Annotated in this window: 14 protein-coding genes and 1 riboswitch; of the genes, 11 read left to right on the forward strand and 3 right to left on the reverse strand. The window is 60.8% G+C overall.

Annotated features, from left to right (window positions below):
- Window positions 1-57: 57 nt before the first annotated feature.
- Window positions 58-1494, reverse strand: a complete 1437-nt coding sequence (locus ACX3YD_RS18490) for a TolC family outer membrane protein (RefSeq protein ID WP_103403348.1) — start codon at window positions 1492-1494, stop codon at window positions 58-60.
- Window positions 1495-1689: 195 nt separating this feature from the next.
- Window positions 1690-1795: riboswitch (TPP riboswitch) on the forward strand.
- 164 nt (window positions 1796-1959) lie between these two features.
- On the opposite strand from ACX3YD_RS18490, the gene thiC reads away from it, so the two are divergent.
- Entirely contained in the window at window positions 1960-3849 is a 1890-nt protein-coding gene (gene thiC, locus ACX3YD_RS18495) for a phosphomethylpyrimidine synthase ThiC (RefSeq protein ID WP_458960708.1), read from the forward strand.
- A 148-nt stretch (window positions 3850-3997) separates the two neighbouring features.
- Complete coding sequence (gene cytX / locus ACX3YD_RS18500; RefSeq protein ID WP_458960709.1) at window positions 3998-5290, forward strand: putative hydroxymethylpyrimidine transporter CytX; 1293 nt, start codon at window positions 3998-4000, stop codon at window positions 5288-5290.
- On the opposite strand, the gene ACX3YD_RS18505 is transcribed toward cytX, so the two are convergent.
- Window positions 5259-6005, reverse strand: a complete 747-nt coding sequence (locus tag ACX3YD_RS18505; protein ID WP_047536636.1) for an RsiV family protein — start codon at window positions 6003-6005, stop codon at window positions 5259-5261. The genes cytX and ACX3YD_RS18505 overlap by 32 nt on opposite strands.
- Window positions 6006-6219: 214 nt before the next feature.
- Between ACX3YD_RS18505 and ACX3YD_RS18510 the strand changes: the two genes are divergently transcribed.
- The 9 genes from ACX3YD_RS18510 (at window position 6220) to ACX3YD_RS18550 (ending at window position 15618) form a co-directional block, all read left to right on the forward strand.
- The gene (locus ACX3YD_RS18510) at window positions 6220-6837 is read left to right on the forward strand and encodes an NUDIX domain-containing protein (RefSeq protein WP_458960710.1); all 618 of its coding nucleotides are present in this window, start codon (window positions 6220-6222) and stop codon (window positions 6835-6837) included.
- On the forward strand, window positions 6828-7280 hold the full coding sequence (locus ACX3YD_RS18515) for a DUF1249 domain-containing protein (protein WP_103403345.1): 453 nt from the start codon (window positions 6828-6830) through the stop codon (window positions 7278-7280). Before ACX3YD_RS18510 ends, ACX3YD_RS18515 begins: the two co-directional genes overlap by 10 nt.
- Window positions 7281-7392: 112 nt before the next feature.
- Window positions 7393-8208 (forward strand): 3',5'-cyclic-AMP phosphodiesterase, encoded by an 816-nt coding sequence (gene cpdA, locus ACX3YD_RS18520; RefSeq protein WP_458960711.1) that lies wholly within the window; start codon window positions 7393-7395, stop codon window positions 8206-8208.
- Between the two features lie 180 nt (window positions 8209-8388).
- Window positions 8389-8997, forward strand: coding sequence for a YqiA/YcfP family alpha/beta fold hydrolase (locus ACX3YD_RS18525; protein ID WP_047536647.1), 609 nt, complete (start codon window positions 8389-8391; stop codon window positions 8995-8997).
- Between the two features lie 41 nt (window positions 8998-9038).
- Window positions 9039-10943: a DNA topoisomerase IV subunit B gene (parE, locus tag ACX3YD_RS18530; RefSeq protein ID WP_458960712.1), complete on the forward strand. Its 1905-nt coding sequence runs from the start codon at window positions 9039-9041 to the stop codon at window positions 10941-10943.
- Entirely contained in the window at window positions 10943-11932 is a 990-nt protein-coding gene (locus tag ACX3YD_RS18535) for an esterase-like activity of phytase family protein (RefSeq protein WP_458960713.1), read from the forward strand. The genes parE and ACX3YD_RS18535 overlap by 1 nt, the downstream gene beginning before the upstream one ends.
- On the forward strand, window positions 11929-12450 hold the full coding sequence (locus tag ACX3YD_RS18540; protein WP_047536656.1) for a retropepsin-like aspartic protease family protein: 522 nt from the start codon (window positions 11929-11931) through the stop codon (window positions 12448-12450). Before ACX3YD_RS18535 ends, ACX3YD_RS18540 begins: the two co-directional genes overlap by 4 nt.
- 10 nt (window positions 12451-12460) lie before the next feature.
- Window positions 12461-14728, forward strand: a complete 2268-nt coding sequence (gene parC, locus ACX3YD_RS18545; protein ID WP_047536659.1) for a DNA topoisomerase IV subunit A — start codon at window positions 12461-12463, stop codon at window positions 14726-14728.
- A gap of 176 nt (window positions 14729-14904) precedes the next feature.
- Complete coding sequence (locus ACX3YD_RS18550) at window positions 14905-15618, forward strand: PqiC family protein (RefSeq protein ID WP_458960714.1); 714 nt, start codon at window positions 14905-14907, stop codon at window positions 15616-15618.
- A gap of 272 nt (window positions 15619-15890) precedes the next feature.
- On the opposite strand, the gene ACX3YD_RS18555 is transcribed toward ACX3YD_RS18550, so the two are convergent.
- Window positions 15891-17411, reverse strand: coding sequence for an AhpA/YtjB family protein (locus ACX3YD_RS18555; protein WP_458960715.1), 1521 nt, complete (start codon window positions 17409-17411; stop codon window positions 15891-15893).
- Between the last annotated feature and the right edge of the window lie 22 nt (window positions 17412-17433).

The raw sequence follows: 17433 nt of genomic DNA on the forward strand, positions 1-17433 counted from the left end.
ATTGTGGCGAGGGAGCACGCTCGCTCGCCACAAAAGTCTTTCGCCAGGACTTATTTGTTACTGACCCGGTCTTGCATTCAACTGGTCGGCCGCCGCCTTGGCCAGATCCGGCGGCAGGAAGTCCTTGTCCGGGTTGTAGTCAGGCTTGAGCCACCGCGCCAGGTCCTGCAAATCCCCCGGGTTCAACGTGCCGGCCTGTTGCTTGAGGCGCAGGTTGTCGAGGATGTAGTCGTAGCGGGTGTTGTTGTAGTTGCGCACCGAGGTGTACAGCTGGCGCTGCGCATCCAGCACGTCAACGATGTTTCGTGTTCCCACCTGATAACCGATTTCGGTCGCTTCCACCGCACTCTGGTTGGAAATGATCGACTGCTTGCGCGCCTGTACCTGTTCGACGTCGGTATTCACTGCGCGGTGCAGGTCGCGGGTGTTTTCGACGATTTGCCGGCGCAGGGATTCGCGTTGCTGCTCGATCTGGTCCAGTTGTGCATAGGACTGGCGCACCTGGGAGTTGATCAGGCCGCCGCTGTAGATCGGGATGTTCAGCTGCAGGCCCACCGAGGTTTGCTCGACGTTGCCACCGTAGGGTTGGGGAAAGGCATTCGGGTTGCTGAAGCCCAACGCGTCGTTATCGCCTTTTTCGTATTTCGCCACGGCGTCGATGGTCGGCGCGTGGCCGGCCTTGCGCTGCTTGAGGGTTTGCTCGGCAGCGCTGACGGCGTAGTTGCTGGCCAACAGATTGAGGTTCTGTTTGGCCGCCGTTTCGACCCAGGCCTTGGCATCGTTCGGCGCTGGCGGCAGGATCGGCAGGTTGTGGCTGATGCCCTGGATCGAGTTGTACTGACGGTTGGTCAGGGTGATCAGTGCTTCAAATGCATCATCCACCTGGCGCTGCGCGACGATACGGTTGGCGCGTGCGGTGTCGTAGCTGGCTTGTGAGTTGAGCACGTCGGTCTTGTCCGAGAGACCGACATCGAAGCGCTCATTGGACTGATCGAGCTGGCGTTTGAACGCGGCTTCCTCGGCCTTGGTCGAGGCCAGGTTGTCCTGGCTGCGCAGTACGTTGAAGTAACTGTTGGCGGTTTGCAGGATCAGGTTCTGCTCGGTTGCCGAGAGTTGCAGCGCGGCCTGCTCATTGACGTCCTTGGCGGCCTGGAACTGGAACCAGCGATCGGCACGGAACAACGGCTGCGCCAGCGTGGCCTGGTATGAATGAGCATTGCGGTTGGCGGTGGTCGACGGCTGATCGAGCGAGGTGCGCGCGCTGGACACTTGCGCGCCACCCGAGAGATTAGGCAGCAGGCCGGCGCGGGCCTGGGGCACGACTTCCTTCTGGGCGCCGTATTGGGCCATGGCGGCGGCGAGGTCGGCGTTGTTGTTCACCGCTTCCTGGTAGACGCTGACCAGATCGGTTTTGTTGGATAAGGGCGCTTCTGCCCAGGCCATTCCATTGGACGCACAAGACACGGCCAGGGCCAGTGAGAGTTTGCGCAGCATAGGCGTTCCCTACAATTAATATTACACAAGTAATTTGAGCGCCAAGGCTAAGGCGCGACACGTGCAACGTCAATGCGCGCGACGGCGTAGCGAGTGTAGTGGTGCATCGGGGCGCCAACAATCCTGCAATTACGCCATTCATCATGGTATTTGCCGCAGAGTTGGCGTTCTTTGCCAGTTGTGTCTAGACTGGCCGGGTTCTTGTCGGGGTGCCTTGCTATGAGGCTGAGATCGAATAATTTCGGATCCCGTTGAACCTGATCAGGTTAGCGCCTGCGTAGGGAACAAGATTTCTCGTCACCCGGCGAGTCCTCTTGTGCTTCGTCCGGGATGTTGTTCGACAATCGAACACCCCTCGAGCACTGAGCACAGCACTGCTGGAATTCCCAGCGCCCGTGCGTCCATTCGTTTACAGGTTCGCTCCGACAAAAATCCACTGCCTGGATGCTGTCTGGAGAGCCCGTGATGACGACAAAAGCAAAAAACGACACCCACCTGAGCGAATCGGCCAAGGTCGACGAGCAGTCGGTTCAGCCTTTTACCCGCTCGCAAAAAATTTATGTGCAGGGCTCTCGCCCGGACATTCGTGTGCCGATGCGCGAAATCAGCCTGGACGTGACCCCCACCGATTTCGGTGGCGAAATCAATGCCCCGGTCACTGTCTATGACACTTCAGGCCCGTACACCGACCCCAACGTCATCATCGACGTGCGCAAGGGCTTGGGCGATGTGCGCTCGGCCTGGATCGACGACCGGGGTGATACCGAGCGCTTGCCTGGCCTGAGCTCGCACTTCGGCCAGGAGCGCCTGGCCGATCCGGAACTGACCAAGCTGCGCTTCGCTCACGTCAATAACCCGCGCCGCGCCAAGGCCGGGGCCAACGTCAGCCAGATGCATTACGCGCGCAAAGGCATCATCACCGCCGAGATGGAATACGTCGCCATCCGCGAAAACATGAAGCTGCAAGAGGCCCGCGCTGCCGGCCTGATGAAACAGCAGCACGCCGGTCACAGCTTCGGCGCCAGCATCCCGAAGGAAATCACGCCGGAGTTTGTCCGCGAAGAAATCGCCCGTGGTCGCGCCATCATTCCCGCCAACATCAACCACACCGAACTGGAACCGATGATCATCGGCCGTAACTTCCTGGTGAAGATCAACGGCAACATCGGCAACAGCGCCCTGGGTTCGTCCATCGAAGAAGAAGTGGCGAAACTGACCTGGGGTATTCGCTGGGGTTCGGACACGGTCATGGACCTGTCCACTGGCAAGCACATCCACGAAACCCGCGAGTGGATCATCCGCAACTCGCCGGTGCCGATCGGTACCGTGCCGATCTACCAGGCGCTGGAGAAGGTCAACGGCGTCGCTGAAGACCTGACCTGGGAGCTGTTCCGCGACACGCTGATCGAGCAGGCCGAGCAGGGCGTCGACTACTTCACCATCCACGCCGGCGTGCTGTTGCGCTATGTGCCGATGACCGCCAAGCGAGTGACCGGCATCGTTTCCCGTGGCGGTTCGATCATGGCCAAGTGGTGCCTGGCGCACCACAAGGAAAACTTCCTCTACACCCATTTCGACGAAATCTGCGAAATCATGAAGGCCTACGACGTCAGCTTCTCGCTGGGCGATGGCCTGCGTCCGGGGTCGATTGCCGACGCCAACGACGAAGCGCAGTTCGGCGAGCTGGAAACCCTCGGTGAGCTGACCAAGATCGCCTGGAAGCACGACGTGCAATGCATGATCGAAGGTCCGGGCCACGTACCGATGCAGTTGATCAAAGAGAACATGGACAAGCAGCTCGAGTGCTGCGACGAGGCGCCGTTCTACACCCTCGGCCCGCTGACCACCGACATCGCGCCAGGCTACGACCACATCACCTCGGGTATTGGTGCGGCGATGATCGGCTGGTTCGGTTGCGCCATGCTCTGCTACGTGACGCCGAAGGAGCATTTGGGTCTGCCGAACAAGGATGACGTGAAGACCGGGATCATCACCTACAAGATCGCCGCTCATGCCGCCGACCTTGCGAAGGGGCATCCAGGCGCGCAGATTCGTGACAATGCCTTGAGCAAGGCGCGTTTCGAGTTCCGTTGGGAAGATCAGTTCAACCTCGGCCTCGATCCGGACACCGCTCGCTCGTATCACGATGAAACCCTGCCGAAGGATTCGGCCAAGGTCGCGCATTTCTGCTCGATGTGCGGGCCGAAGTTCTGCTCGATGAAAATCACCCAGGAAGTGCGCGAGTACGCGGCCAACCAGCGGATCGAAGCAGTGGACGTGGACGTCGCCCAAGGCATGGCCGAGCAGGCCGAGCGCTTCAAGAAAGAAGGTAGTCAGCTGTACCAGAAAGTTTGACCTGACCTGAAAGGGTGGGGCCTACAGGCCCCATCGCGAGCAGGCTGGCTCCCACACTGGATTTGTGAGCGCCACAAGTCCCTTGTGGGAGCCAGCCTGCTGGCGATAGCGGTCAACACAACAACAATGTCCCTCTGAGATAACACCCTTGAGCATTCAACCCAGTACTTACTCCCCCGACATCGCGGTGCCGTCTGACAGGCGTGTGTTCGGCGGCCGGGATCTGTTTTCCCTGTGGTTTTCCCTCGGCATCGGCCTGATGGTGCTGCAGACCGGTGCGCTGTTGGCGCCAGGTTTGGGGCTGTCCGGCTCGTTGCTGGCGATTTTTCTAGGCACGCTGGTCGGTGTTCTGCTGCTGGCCGCGGTTGGCGTGATCGGTAGCGATACCGGCCTGTCGTCGATGGCCGCGCTCAAACTCAGCCTCGGCGCCAAAGGCGCGAGCCTGCCGGCGGTGTTGAACCTGCTGCAGCTGATCGGTTGGGGCTCGTTCGAAATCATCGTCATGCGCGATGCCGCCAGCCTGTTGGGCGCGCGGGCCTTCAGCGAAGGCAGCCTGCTGTCCCATCCGATGCTGTGGACGCTGTTCTTCGGCGCTTTGGCGACCTTGCTGGCGGTCAGTGGTCCGTTGACGTTCGTGCGCCAGATCCTGCGCAAGTGGGGCATCTGGTTGCTATTGGCTGCGTGCACCTGGCTGACCTGGAACCTGTTCGCCAAGGCTGATCTGGCGGGCTTGTGGGCGCAGGCCGGTGATGGCTCGATGCCGTTCGCCGTGGGCTTCGACATCGCCATTGCAATGCCGCTGTCGTGGCTGCCGCTGATCGCCGACTACTCGCGTTTCGGCAAGCGGGCGAAAAACGTATTCGGTGGCACCGCGATCGGTTTCTTTATCGGCAACTTCTGGCTGATGAGCCTGGGCGTGGCCTACACCCTGGCGTTCGCGCCGAGCGGTGAAGTCAATGCCTTGCTCCTGGCTCTGGCCGGTGCAGGCCTGGGGATTCCGTTGCTGCTGATTTTGCTGGATGAATCAGAGAACGCCTTTGCCGACATTCACTCGGCGGCGGTGTCCAGCGGGATTCTGTTGCGCCTGAAGGTCGAGCACCTGGCGTTGGCCATCGGGGTGGTCTGCACCTTGATCGCCTTGCTGGCACCCTTGGCTCAGTACCAGAACTTCCTGCTGTTGATCGGTTCGGTGTTTGCGCCGCTGTTCGGCGTGGTGCTGGTGGACCACTTCATCCTGCGCAAACGCAGTGGCCAGGTCGCGGCAGCCGCATTGCGCTGGCCGGCGTTGCTGGCCTGGCTGGGCGGGATCAGCACCTACCATCTGCTGGCCAATCTGTATCCGGACATCGGCGCAACCCTGCCGGCGCTGGTGCTGGCAGGGTTGCTGCAACTCGTGCTGGGCCGGGCCTTCAGTTACGGCCGGGAAACAGCTCGGGCTTGATGATGCCATTCAGGCGAGGGTAAGGGATCTTCAGTTCGACATGGCCCAGCGCGTAAGGCGCGATGCTGCTGGTTTCGTACTTGAGGATCACCCCGCCATAGGTCAGCGCCACGTTCTGGGTTTTCTGGAACGGCCAGCTCTTCACGAACTCCGGTTCCTGATCGAGCTTGGTGCTGATCAGCCAGCTGTTGTGCGCCACCTGCGCGGCTTTCCAGAACGCGTCTTCCTGTCCCGGTACCAGCATGTCCGACAGCGTCAGCACCTTATGTTGTTGACGTGAGTAGTTGATGAAGCCGCGGCCAGGAATCCCATGGGCGCCGCCGTTGTCCAGGTAGCTGGACAGTTCGACAATCACCAGTCCGTCATGCTGCTCGCGTACTTTCGATTGCAAATAACTGCTGTTGCGCGGGCCGGCGGTGCGCAAGAACTGTTCGCGATACGCGGCCAGTGTCGGCGCCACGGGGGCATCGGGCGAGGTGCGGGTCATTTGCAGCAGGCGTTTTTCGATGATGCCGTCAAGCGTAGGTTCGGCCGGGAAGTGCACGATATCAATATTCACCAGCGGGCAATCCTGATCCTTGCAGCCAGGCTTGAGCTGTTCGGAGGCGTCGCGAGTGGTTTCCAGCGGCGCCCGATAGTTGGGCTGGAACAGACTCTGGCAGGCACCCAGGGTCAGGGCGATGGCGGCCACGGAGGCGATTTTAAAAAGCGACATGGTTGTCCTTCATAAAACTGGGAAAGGCGAAAAGTTACCCGCTTCGACTGTCAACGAAGCAGTCAGTTCGCCACTAAGCTAATTAGAGTGGGTTTCGCCCTCACCGTCTATCCCGCTGACGGGAAAGGGGCTGCATCAAAGGTCTGCGGCGCGTTAGGATGGCGCGAAGTCGAGGTGGGAACCTCGTACAGGATTAGCAGTAACGAGGATTGTCATGACTGATTTTGCCACCGCCACTCCGACCGCCGTTGATATCGTTCGGCGCGAACAGTGCTACCAGGGCTTCTACAAGCTTGATCGCGTGCACTTGCGCCACGAATTGTTCGCCGGTGGCATGAGTCGCGAGATCAATCGTGAAGTGTTCGTGCGCCATGATGCAGTGTGCGTGCTGCCTTACGATCCGCAGCGCGATGAAGTGGTGCTGATCGAGCAGTTCCGCGTCGGCGCCATGGGCAAGACCGACAATCCCTGGTTGATCGAACTGGTCGCTGGTCTGATCGACAAGGAAGAAGTACCGGAAGAAGTTGCTCGCCGCGAAGGGCAGGAGGAAGCTGGGCTTGTTTTCAGGGCGCTGTGGCCGATCACCCAATATTTTCCATCGCCGGGCGGCAGCAATGAATTCGTGCATTTGTACCTGGGGCGTTGCGAGACAACCGGGGTCGGCGGCCTGCATGGGCTGGAGGAAGAAGCAGAAGATATCCGCGTCTCGGTCTGGGCCTTTGAAGATGCCCTGCAGGCCGTACGCGACGGACGTATTGCCAACGCACCAAGCATCATTGCCTTGCAATGGCTGGCTTTGAATCGCGTTGAAGTGAGGGGGTTATGGTCGTAAACAAGCTGCGCGATCGCTATCGGGTGGATCTGGTGGGGCTGCAAGCGTCCTGCGAGGCGAACTACGCGCGACTGATGCGACTGCTGCCGGACATGCGCAGCGAGCCGGCCGCGCGGCGCATCGCCGTGACCCATGGCGATCAGATGCTCGGGGTGCTGGCGCTGGAAGTGCTGCAAGTCTGCCCGTACACCACGACCCTGCAAGTGCGCCAGGAACACAGCCTGCCGTGGCTGCCGGTGCCGCAACTGGAAGTACAGGTCTATCATGACGCGTGCATGGCCGAAGTGGTCAGCGCCGAACATGCGCGGCGCTTTCGTGGCATCTATCCTTACCCGAACGCCGCGATGCACCAGCCGGATGAAAAAGCCCAACTGAACATGTTTCTGGGCGAATGGTTGAGCCATTGCCTGGCGTTGGGGCACGAGTATGAAGTCGTACGTTAATTGTGAGCCGCAGTTGTGAACTGCGTCAGGTTCACAGGTTTCCCCTTTAGATCGTCCCCCAGCATAATTGCGCCATTCATCCATTCCCGTGATCACGCCCTGGGAGAACACCTTGCCGAGCGTATCCACATTGAGTGCCGCCGATCCGGCGTTGCTGGTGCAGATTTCCGACAGCCATCTGTTCGCCGAGGCGGATGGCACGCTGCTGGGCATGAATACCTGCGACAGCCTGCAAAGAGTCATCGAGCTGGTACGCCAGCAACAGCCGCAGATCGACCTGATCCTGGCCACGGGTGATCTGTCGCAGGACGGCACGCTGGAGTCTTACCAGCGGTTTCGCGACCTGACCGGGCTACTCGGTGCGCCAGCCCGCTGGATTCCCGGTAACCACGACGAGCCGTTGATCATGGCCGAGGCGGCGGTGCAGAGCGCGTTGCTGGAATCGGTGGTCGACATCGGTAACTGGCGGGTCACGCTGCTTGATTCGGCCGTGCCGGGCTCGGTGCCGGGGTATTTGCAGGACGAACAGTTACAGTTGCTGGCGTGCTCGTTGAGTGAAGCACCGGAGCGCCATCACCTGGTGTGCTTCCACCATCATCCAGTGTCGATCGATTGTGCCTGGATGGAGCCGATCGGGCTGCGTAATCCCGAGGCGTTGTTTGCTGTGCTGGATCGCTTTCCACAGGTGCGCGCCGTGCTGTGGGGGCATGTGCATCAGGAAATCGATCAATGGCGTAACGGGGTGCGTTTGATCGCTTCGCCCTCGACCTGCATTCAGTTCGAGCCGCGCAGTGAGGATTTCAAGGTCGGAGAGCAGGCGCCGGGGTATCGCTGGCTGCGGCTGTTGCCCGATGGCCAGCTCGAAACCGGGGTGGAGCGCGTCACCGGTTTCGATTTCCAGATCGATTACAGCTCCAACGGCTATTAGTCATTCCCCACGATTGCATTGCGGCCTTCGCGAGCAGGGCTTCGTGAACGATGCAGATCCATTGTGGGAGCGAGCTCGCTCGCGAAGGCGTCCGCCCGGGCGACCCGATTTCACGGGTATCCCCGATTCCCCCGGCACCCTGTAAACTGCGCCTCTTTATCCGACGCACAGGGAGTTCAAATGTCCGGCTCGATCCTTTATATCCACGGGTTCAACAGCGCGCCTGCGTCGAAAAAGGCCACTCAGTTGAGCGAAGTGATGGAGCGTCTGGGCTTGAGCGATCGATTGCGCGTGCCGGCCTTGCATCACCATCCCCGTGAAGCCATCGGTCAGCTGGAGCAAGCGATTGAGGCGCTCGGACGGCCACTGCTGGTCGGCAGCTCACTCGGCGGCTACTATGCGACTCACTTGGCCGAACGCCATGGCCTCAAAGCCCTGTTGATCAACCCTGCCGTCAGTCCGCACCGGATGTTCGACGGGTTTCTGGGGACGCAGAAAAACCTGTATACCGATGAGACCTGGGAACTGACCCACGACCATGTGACGGCCCTGGCCGAGCTGGAAGTGCCGGCACCGCAGGATCCGCAGCGCTATCAGGTGTGGTTGCAGACCGGCGACGAAACGCTGGACTATCGCCTCGCCCAGCAGTATTACCGGGCTTGTGCCTTGCGTATTCAGGCCGGCGGCGACCATGGTTACCAAGGGTTTGCCGAGCAACTTCCAGCCATGCTGAGCTTTGCCGGCATAGGCGCAGATTTGTATCAGGCGATTGATTTCAGCGCACTGTGAATCGTTGCCCCTTTTTATTGAATCACTGACGACGAGACCCTATGGCCACTCCCAGCGCTAGCTCTTATAACGCAGACGCCATCGAAGTCCTCTCGGGCCTCGACCCGGTGCGCAAGCGCCCCGGCATGTACACCGACACCACTCGGCCAAACCACCTCGCCCAGGAAGTCATCGACAACAGCGTCGACGAAGCCTTGGCCGGGCATGCCAAATCGGTGCAGGTCATCCTGCACGCCGATCACTCGCTGGAAGTCAGTGATGACGGTCGCGGCATGCCAGTGGACATTCACCCGGAAGAAGGCGTTTCCGGCGTCGAGCTGATCCTCACCAAACTCCATGCGGGCGGCAAGTTTTCCAACAAGAACTACCAGTTCTCCGGCGGTCTGCACGGGGTCGGTATTTCGGTGGTCAACGCCTTGTCGACCGAAGTCCGGGTCCGCGTAAAGCGTGACGGCAACGAATACCAGATGACCTTCGCCGACGGTTACAAGAAAACCGAGCTGGAAATCATCGGTACGGTGGGCAAGCGCAACACCGGCACCAGCGTGTTCTTCGCCCCGGACCCGAAATACTTCGATTCACCGAAATTTTCCATCAGTCGCCTCAAGCACGTGCTCAAGGCCAAGGCCGTGCTGTGCCCGGGGCTGCTGGTCAGTTTTGAAGACAAGGCCAGCGGCGAGAAAGTCGAATGGCATTACGAAGATGGCCTGCGCTCCTACCTGGTCGACGCGGTCAGCGAGTTCGAACGCCTGCCGGACGAGCCGTTCTGCGGCAGCCTGGCCGGTAACAAAGAGGCCGTGGACTGGGCGTTGCTGTGGCTGCCGGAAGGTGGCGACGCGGTGCAGGAAAGCTACGTCAACCTGATCCCGACCGCCCAGGGCGGTACCCACGTCAACGGCCTGCGCCAGGGCCTGCTCGACGCGATGCGCGAGTTCTGTGAATTCCGCAGCCTGTTGCCGCGCGGCGTGAAGCTGGCGCCGGAAGACGTCTGGGAACGCATTGCGTTCGTGCTGTCGATGAAGATGCAAGAGCCGCAATTCTCCGGTCAGACCAAGGAGCGTCTGTCGTCCCGTGAAGCGGCGGCGTTCGTTTCCGGTGTGGTCAAGGACGCGTTCAGCCTGTGGCTCAACGCCAACCCGGAAACCGGCATGCTCCTGGCGGAACTGGCGATCAACAACGCCGGCCGCCGCCTGAAGGCCAGCAAGAAAGTCGAGCGCAAGCGCATCACCCAGGGGCCGGCCCTGCCGGGCAAGCTCGCCGACTGCGCCGGGCAGGACCCGATGCGTTCCGAGCTGTTCCTGGTGGAAGGTGATTCCGCCGGCGGTTCGGCCAAGCAGGCGCGGGACAAAGAGTTCCAGGCGATCCTGCCGTTGCGCGGCAAGATCCTCAACACCTGGGAAGTGGACGGCAGCGAAGTACTCGCCAGCCAGGAAGTGCACAACATTGCCGTGGCCATCGGCGTCGACCCTGGCGCGGCGGACATGAGCCAGCTGCGCTACGGCAAGATCTGCATCCTCGCCGACGCCGACTCCGACGGTCTGCACATCGCGACCCTGCTCTGTGCATTGTTCGTCCAGCACTTCCGTGCGCTGGTCGATGCCGGCCACGTCTATGTCGCCATGCCGCCGCTGTACCGGATCGACCTGGGCAAAGAGATTTACTACGCCCTGGACGAAGCCGAGCGCGATGGCATTCTCGATCGCCTGGTGGCGGAGAAGAAACGTGGCAAGCCGCAGGTCACCCGATTCAAAGGCCTGGGTGAAATGAACCCGCCGCAGCTGCGCGAAACCACCATGGATCCGAACACCCGGCGCCTGGTGCAACTGACGCTGGATGATTTCGAAGCGACGTCGGAAATGATGGACATGCTGCTGGCGAAAAAACGCGCCGGCGACCGCAAGACCTGGCTGGAATCCAAAGGCAACCTGGCCGAGGTTCTGGGCTGATGCGTCTGGGCTTTGCCCTGGCGTGTGCATTGCTGCTGACCTCGATCACGGTGTCTGCCGAGCCGGCACCGTCGTTGCGTCTGGTGTCCGAGCATGCCATCGAAGGCATGCGCGGGGGCAACCTGTCCGGGCTGGCCCTGTGCGGCAAGGACTTGTGGGCGGTCTCCGATCGCGACGACGATCAGATCTACCGGCTCGATACCCAAGCTGGCGTCTGGCACGCGCAAGCCGTGGGCATCGGTGTTCCGCCGGTGCCTGACAGCGGTTTGCCCTGGGGATTGCGTTCGCGGACCTGGGCGGCGTCGTTCGTGCGTGGCGGTGATCTGGATTTCGAAGGCATCACCTGCGACAGCGCCGGCAATCGCTACCTCGTCAGCGAAGGCCATGCGGCCGTCCTGCAAGTGCCGCCAACGGGGCCAGCGTCCTGGCTGAAAATCTCGCCGATGATGGTGCGCGAAGCGCGGGCCAGCGGCATGCTGTTGCAATTCAATGCATTGTTCGAAGGGTTGGCGATCAATTCGACCGGGGACCAGTTGTGGCTCGCCGCCGAGCGCCAAAGCCGCGGATTGGTACTCATCAAGCGCAAGCAGACCGTGTGGGATTGCGACGGTGGCTGTGTGCTGTTGAGCGAATCGGGCATGGAAATGCAGCCGCCGCAGTTTCCCAAGGCCAAGGCGGTTTCACGGGATTTTTCCGATCTGTCATTGTTCAACGGCAAGCTGTTCACCCTGGAGCGCAATGCCTATCAGATCTGTCGCCGGGACCCGCAAACGGCCAAAGTGGAGCGCTGCTGGTCTTATGCTGACGAGTTGTTGCAGGAAAAGCGTCGTTATCCACAGAACTATGGCCTCGAAGAGGCATTGATCGTGGACGCGGACGGTGCGTGGATCGGTGTCGACAACAATTTCGGTGCCCGCGCCGATGGCGAGTTACGGCCGATCGTCTGGCGCTTTGCCGCGCCTGAAGGTGGCTGGAGTGCCAAGCCATGAGTCAGCAACCACCGGGCAAGCGCGCCGGCCGGGTATTGATGGTGCTGGCCTGGTGCGCCGCGCTGTTTCTGGCGACGCGTTTTTTTGGCCAGTGGGAAGAGCGCCAGCAAAACCCGAATGTGGCGGTGAGCTCGGAGCAGGGCGAAGGTTTTATCGAAGTGAAACTGGTCAGCAATGGCCAGGGGCATTTCGTCGCCAGCGGCCATATCAATGGTCAGCCGGTGGATTTCATGCTCGATACCGGGGCGACCGACGTGTCGATCCCGGCCAGCCTGGCCGAGCGGCTGAAGCTGGAGAAAGGCTTCGGGGTGACCCTGAGCACGGCCAACGGTTTGAGCGAGGGGTATCGAACCCGCATCGACCGGCTGCAACTGGGCGACATCGTGTTGCGTGATGTACGCGCACTGGTCGCGCCAGGCCTGCATGGCGATCAAGTGCTGCTCGGCATGAGCGCACTGAACAAACTTGAATTTACCCAGCGCGGTGGCACCATGCTGCTGCGCCAGACAACGAATTGATGAGGCCCGCATGAGCGATATCCTTGCAGACAGCTTGGACGGCGTAGAACGCCGTTCGCTGGCTGACTTCACCGAAAATGCCTACCTCAACTACTCCATGTACGTGATCATGGACCGTGCCTTGCCGCATATCGGCGATGGCCTGAAACCGGTCCAGCGGCGCATCATCTACGCCATGAGCGAGTTGGGGCTGGACGCCGACTCCAAGCACAAGAAGTCGGCGCGTACCGTCGGTGACGTGCTCGGTAAATTCCACCCCCACGGCGACTCGGCTTGCTACGAAGCCATGGTCCTGATGGCTCAGCCGTTCAGCTATCGCTACACGCTGGTGGACGGTCAAGGTAACTGGGGTGCGCCGGACGATCCCAAATCCTTCGCCGCCATGCGTTACACCGAGGCACGGCTATCGCGTTACTCCGAAGTGCTGCTCAGCGAACTGGGCCAGGGCACTGCGGACTGGGGGCCGAACTTCGACGGTACCCTCGACGAGCCGCTGGTGTTGCCGGCACGTTTGCCGAACATCCTGCTCAACGGCACCACCGGTATCGCGGTGGGCATGGCCACCGACGTCCCGCCGCACAACTTGCGCGAAGTCGCCAGCGCCTGCGTGCGTTTGCTCGATGAGCCCAAGGCCACGGTCGAACAGCTCTGCGAACACATTCAGGGCCCGGATTATCCGACCGAAGCGGAAATCATCACACCGCGCGCCGATCTGCTGAAAATCTACGAAACCGGTCGCGGTTCCGTGCGCATGCGCGCCGTGTACCACGTCGAAGACGGCGACATCATCGTCACCGCGCTGCCGCATCAGGTTTCCGGCGCCAAGGTGCTGGAACAGATCGCCGCGATGATGCAGGCCAAGCCGTCCAAGGCCCCGCAGATTGCCGACCTGCGCGACGAGTCTGACCATGAGAACCCATGCCGGATCGTGATCATTCCCGGCGCACGCAAAAACTTTGACCACGATGCATTGATGCAACACCTGTTCGCCAGCACCGAGCTGGAGTCGAGCTACCGGGTCAACATCAACATCATCGGGCTGGACGGCAAGCCGCAACTGAAAAACCTGCGGGCCCTGCTGGTCGAATGGCTGGAGTTCCGGGTGCAGACCGTTCGTCGTCGCCTGCAATTCCGCCTCGACAAGGTCGAGCGTCGCCTGCACCTGTTGGACGGTTTGCTGATTGCCTACCTCAACCTGGATGAAGTGATTCACATCATCCGCACCGAGGAGCATCCGAAAGCGGCACTGATCGAGCGCTTTGCCCTGAGCGAAATCCAGGCCGACTACATCCTCGACACCCGTTTGCGTCAGTTGGCGCGACTGGAAGAGATGAAGTTGCGTGCCGAGCAGGATGAACTGCTCAAGGAACAAGCCAAGCTGCAAGCCTTGCTGAGCAGTGAAGCCAAGCTGAAAAAGCTGGTGCGCACCGAGTTGATCAAAGACGCCGAAACCTACGGCGACGACCGTCGCTCGCCAATCGTCGAGCGCGCCGAAGCCAAGGCCCTGACCGAGCACGATCTGCTGCCGAACGAGAAAGTTACCGTCGTGCTGTCGGAAAAAGGCTGGGTTCGTTCCGCCAAGGGGCACGAAATCGACGCCACTGGGCTCTCCTACAAGGCCGGGGATGGCTTCAAAGCCCTGGCGGCGGGGCGCTCCAACCAGTTTGCGGTGTTCATAGACTCCACGGGTCGCAGCTATTCGGTGGCGGCGCACACCTTGCCATCGGCCCGTGGACAGGGCGAGCCGCTGACCGGCCGTCTGACGCCACCGCCGGGGGCCAGTTTTGAATGCGTGCTGATGCCCGAGGACGACGCGCTGTACGTCATTGCTTCCGACGCCGGTTACGGTTTCGTGGTCAAGGGTGAAGACCTGCAGGCCAAGAACAAGGCCGGCAAGGCGCTGTTGAGCCTGCCGAACAACGCCAAGGTGATCCTGCCGCGTCCGGTGGCTGATCGTGAGCAGAACTGGCTGGCTTCGGTGACCACCGAGGGTCGCCTGCTGATCTTCAAAATCAGCGATCTGCCACAATTAGGTAAGGGCAAAGGCAATAAGATCATCGGTATTTCCGGTGAGCGAGTGGCCAGTCGTGAAGAGTATGTGACGGACATCGCCGTTTTACCGGAGGGCGCCACCCTGGTGCTGCAGGCCGGAAAACGCACCTTGTCACTGAAAGCGGACGACCTGGAGCACTACAAAGGTGAGCGTGGGCGCCGTGGTAACAAATTGCCACGTGGCTTCCAGAGGGTAGATGCGCTGCTCGTCGAAAACCTCAATTAGGCGTACTAGAGGCTCCGATCTACGATTTAACCCGTAGATCGGCGCTTTCGCGCTGGAGTCGGAACGCATATTCACGGATGATATGGCCTTTCAAGCGCCGGCGTGGCCGAGCGTTCTTCATATTTATTGAGTATTTTCACTGTGGTCAGCCTTGTGGCGATCACCTGGATGGGACGATGACTGCTCTGCGCCTTCCTTTTATCTTGATGCTCGCTGGCGTTCTTGGCCTGGCGGGTTGCAGCGTTCACCAGCCGGTGTCGTTGTATCAACTGGACAGCGGAAGTCCGGTTCAGCCTGCGCAAAGCGCGGGCATGGCGGTTTTGTTGGGTCCGGTGACCGTCGCTGACTACCTGCAACGCGAAACCCTTTTGCAGCGTCAGCCCGATGGCAGCCTGCAAGCTTCGCTCGATGGCCGCTGGGCCGGTAGCTTGTCTTCCGATATCGACCAGTTGTTACTGCGTCAGGTCTCCGGCCATCTGGACAGCCAGCGTGTCGTCCTGGCACCCGCCAATGCAGGTTTCACGCCGGATGTTCAGGTGTTGTTGACCATTACCCGTCTGGATTCGGGTCAGTCGCAACCGGCGATCCTCGATGCGCAATGGCGCCTGATCGACCGCCGTGGTCAGGTGCGCGATAACCGCATCATTCATCTGCAGGAACAGCATGCCGGTAGTACCGCGGCCCAGGTCCAGGCTCAGGGTGTGTTGCTACAGCGACTGGCTGAACAGCTGTCTGTCGCGCTCAAGCCGTTGGCCAACCAGCCACCGATTGCCGAAGCGCCACGTAAACCGGCCGCCAAACCTGCGGCACCGGCGGTAGAACAGGAAAAACAGCCGAAGATCCCGATGGCTGCACCGATTCGCACGGATATGGAAGTGTTCCGCTTCTAAGTCTGGATCGAGTCAAACCAAAGCCCGCCTTGTGCGGGCTTTGTTGTTTCTGCTGATTGGAGGCTTCCAGTGCGGTTGATGGCCTCATCACTGGCAAGCCAGCTCCCACAAGGGTAACTGTTGAGCGCAGATTGTGTGTACGACATCAACCACTGTGGGAGCTGGCTTGCCAGCGATAGCGACTGTACAGGCAATAAAAAACCCGCAGACGAGTGATCATCTGCGGGCTTCATATGTAAGGCTGAAAGATCGCAGCCTTCGGCAGCTACGGCTTACGCCCGGCGCTCATGCATCCGTGCCAGCTGTCGTTCAAGCATCGACGGATAAGGCTCCATCAAACGCTCCACACAGCAAGCACCTTCAGGGCTGGCAATCGGGCGGATCCGCGCGCGCTGGCGGATCAGCGCGTCGTCGCCGATCTTACGCTCGACCAGCAGCAGATTGCGGCTGTGTTGCGACAAGGCCAAGGCGTCCTGGGCGGTGTCGGTCAGCAGCAGGTCGATCTGGCTCAGGCCGAACAGGTCGTCTCCCAGGGTCAGGCCCAGTTGCAATTGCAGGGTGATGCCGCTGTCGGCGACTTCGATCTGCAACTGATGGCCCAGCGCCCGCAGCAACTCACCGCAGCAAATGGCATTGGTCAGGTAATCGTCGCCACTGTCTTCGCTATGGAACAGCATGAGCGTGCTGCCGTCGTTCAGAGTGTGCAATTCGCTCTGATAGAGCGAGGCGGCCTGGTCGAGGCAGTCACGGTAGCGCTCGAGCAGTTCTTCCAGGCGTGTGCGAGGCAGGCGACGCAGTTGCTCCTGAGAGCCCAGTTGTACCGCCAGTACGGCGCTGTGCTGTGGCACGTTCGAAACGACAGGTCGAGCGGCCGGACTCGGCGCGTTGGCTGTCGAATCATCGAGCAAATCGGCGAAGGCCTCTTCGTCATCGTCATCGTCTTCGACGGTGCTGATGGCACGCCGTGGTGCCGCTTTCATCGCCGCCATCGGACGGCTTTCGTCAAAGCTTGGGTCGCGCAGGTTGCGTACTTCGAAACCCGGCTCTGCATCGTCGATGTCGTCGAATTCCGGCTCTGGCACGGGCTCCGGCTCGGCAGGTTCCGGCGCGAAGTTGGCGTGCAACTGGCGAGCCAGGTCACCAATTTCGTCCTGACGCTCGGTGGCCGGGGTGTATTCGTCGATATTGCGCAGCCACACCCGCAATTGCAGGAGCGGCGTGGAGATGTGTCGGCCCAGGCGCAGGCTCAAGGCCAGGGACAGGGCCAGCAGAATCGCGCTCAGGATGCCCATGCTTTGCAGGCTGATGGTCATCGGTTGCTGGAACTGATCCATGTCGAGGCTGATGCGCAGTTGACCGGCGGTCACGTCCTGGAAGGTGATCTTGCTCTGGTACATGCCCTCGGCTTCACCCAGCAGGCCATGCTTGGGACGCTGTCCGGCTTCGGCGAGGATGCGGTTATCCACGCTATAGATAGCCGCGTGGGCCACCAGCTTGTTCTTGGTCAGGTTGTTGAGCAGTACGTTGAGGCTGAGGATGTCGTTGGACACCAGCAGTTCGGTGGCCGAGGTGGCCGTCTGCGTGGTCAGGCTTTCGCCCAGCGCATCCGCTTGTTCGTGCATGGCCTGCTTGAACTGCAAACCCATCACGCAGGCGTAAATGACCAGGGCCAGAGCGACCAGGATCACGTTATGGCTGGCGATGCGCAATGCAATCGGTACACGGCGGTGGCGCAGTGCCCGGAAGATCAGCAGGAAGAAGTTGTCGGTTTTTACTGGCGTGGGCCGGTTCACTTGAGCTCGGCTCTTTTATCTG

The organism is Pseudomonas fluorescens group sp. PF-1 (assembly GCF_054481335.1).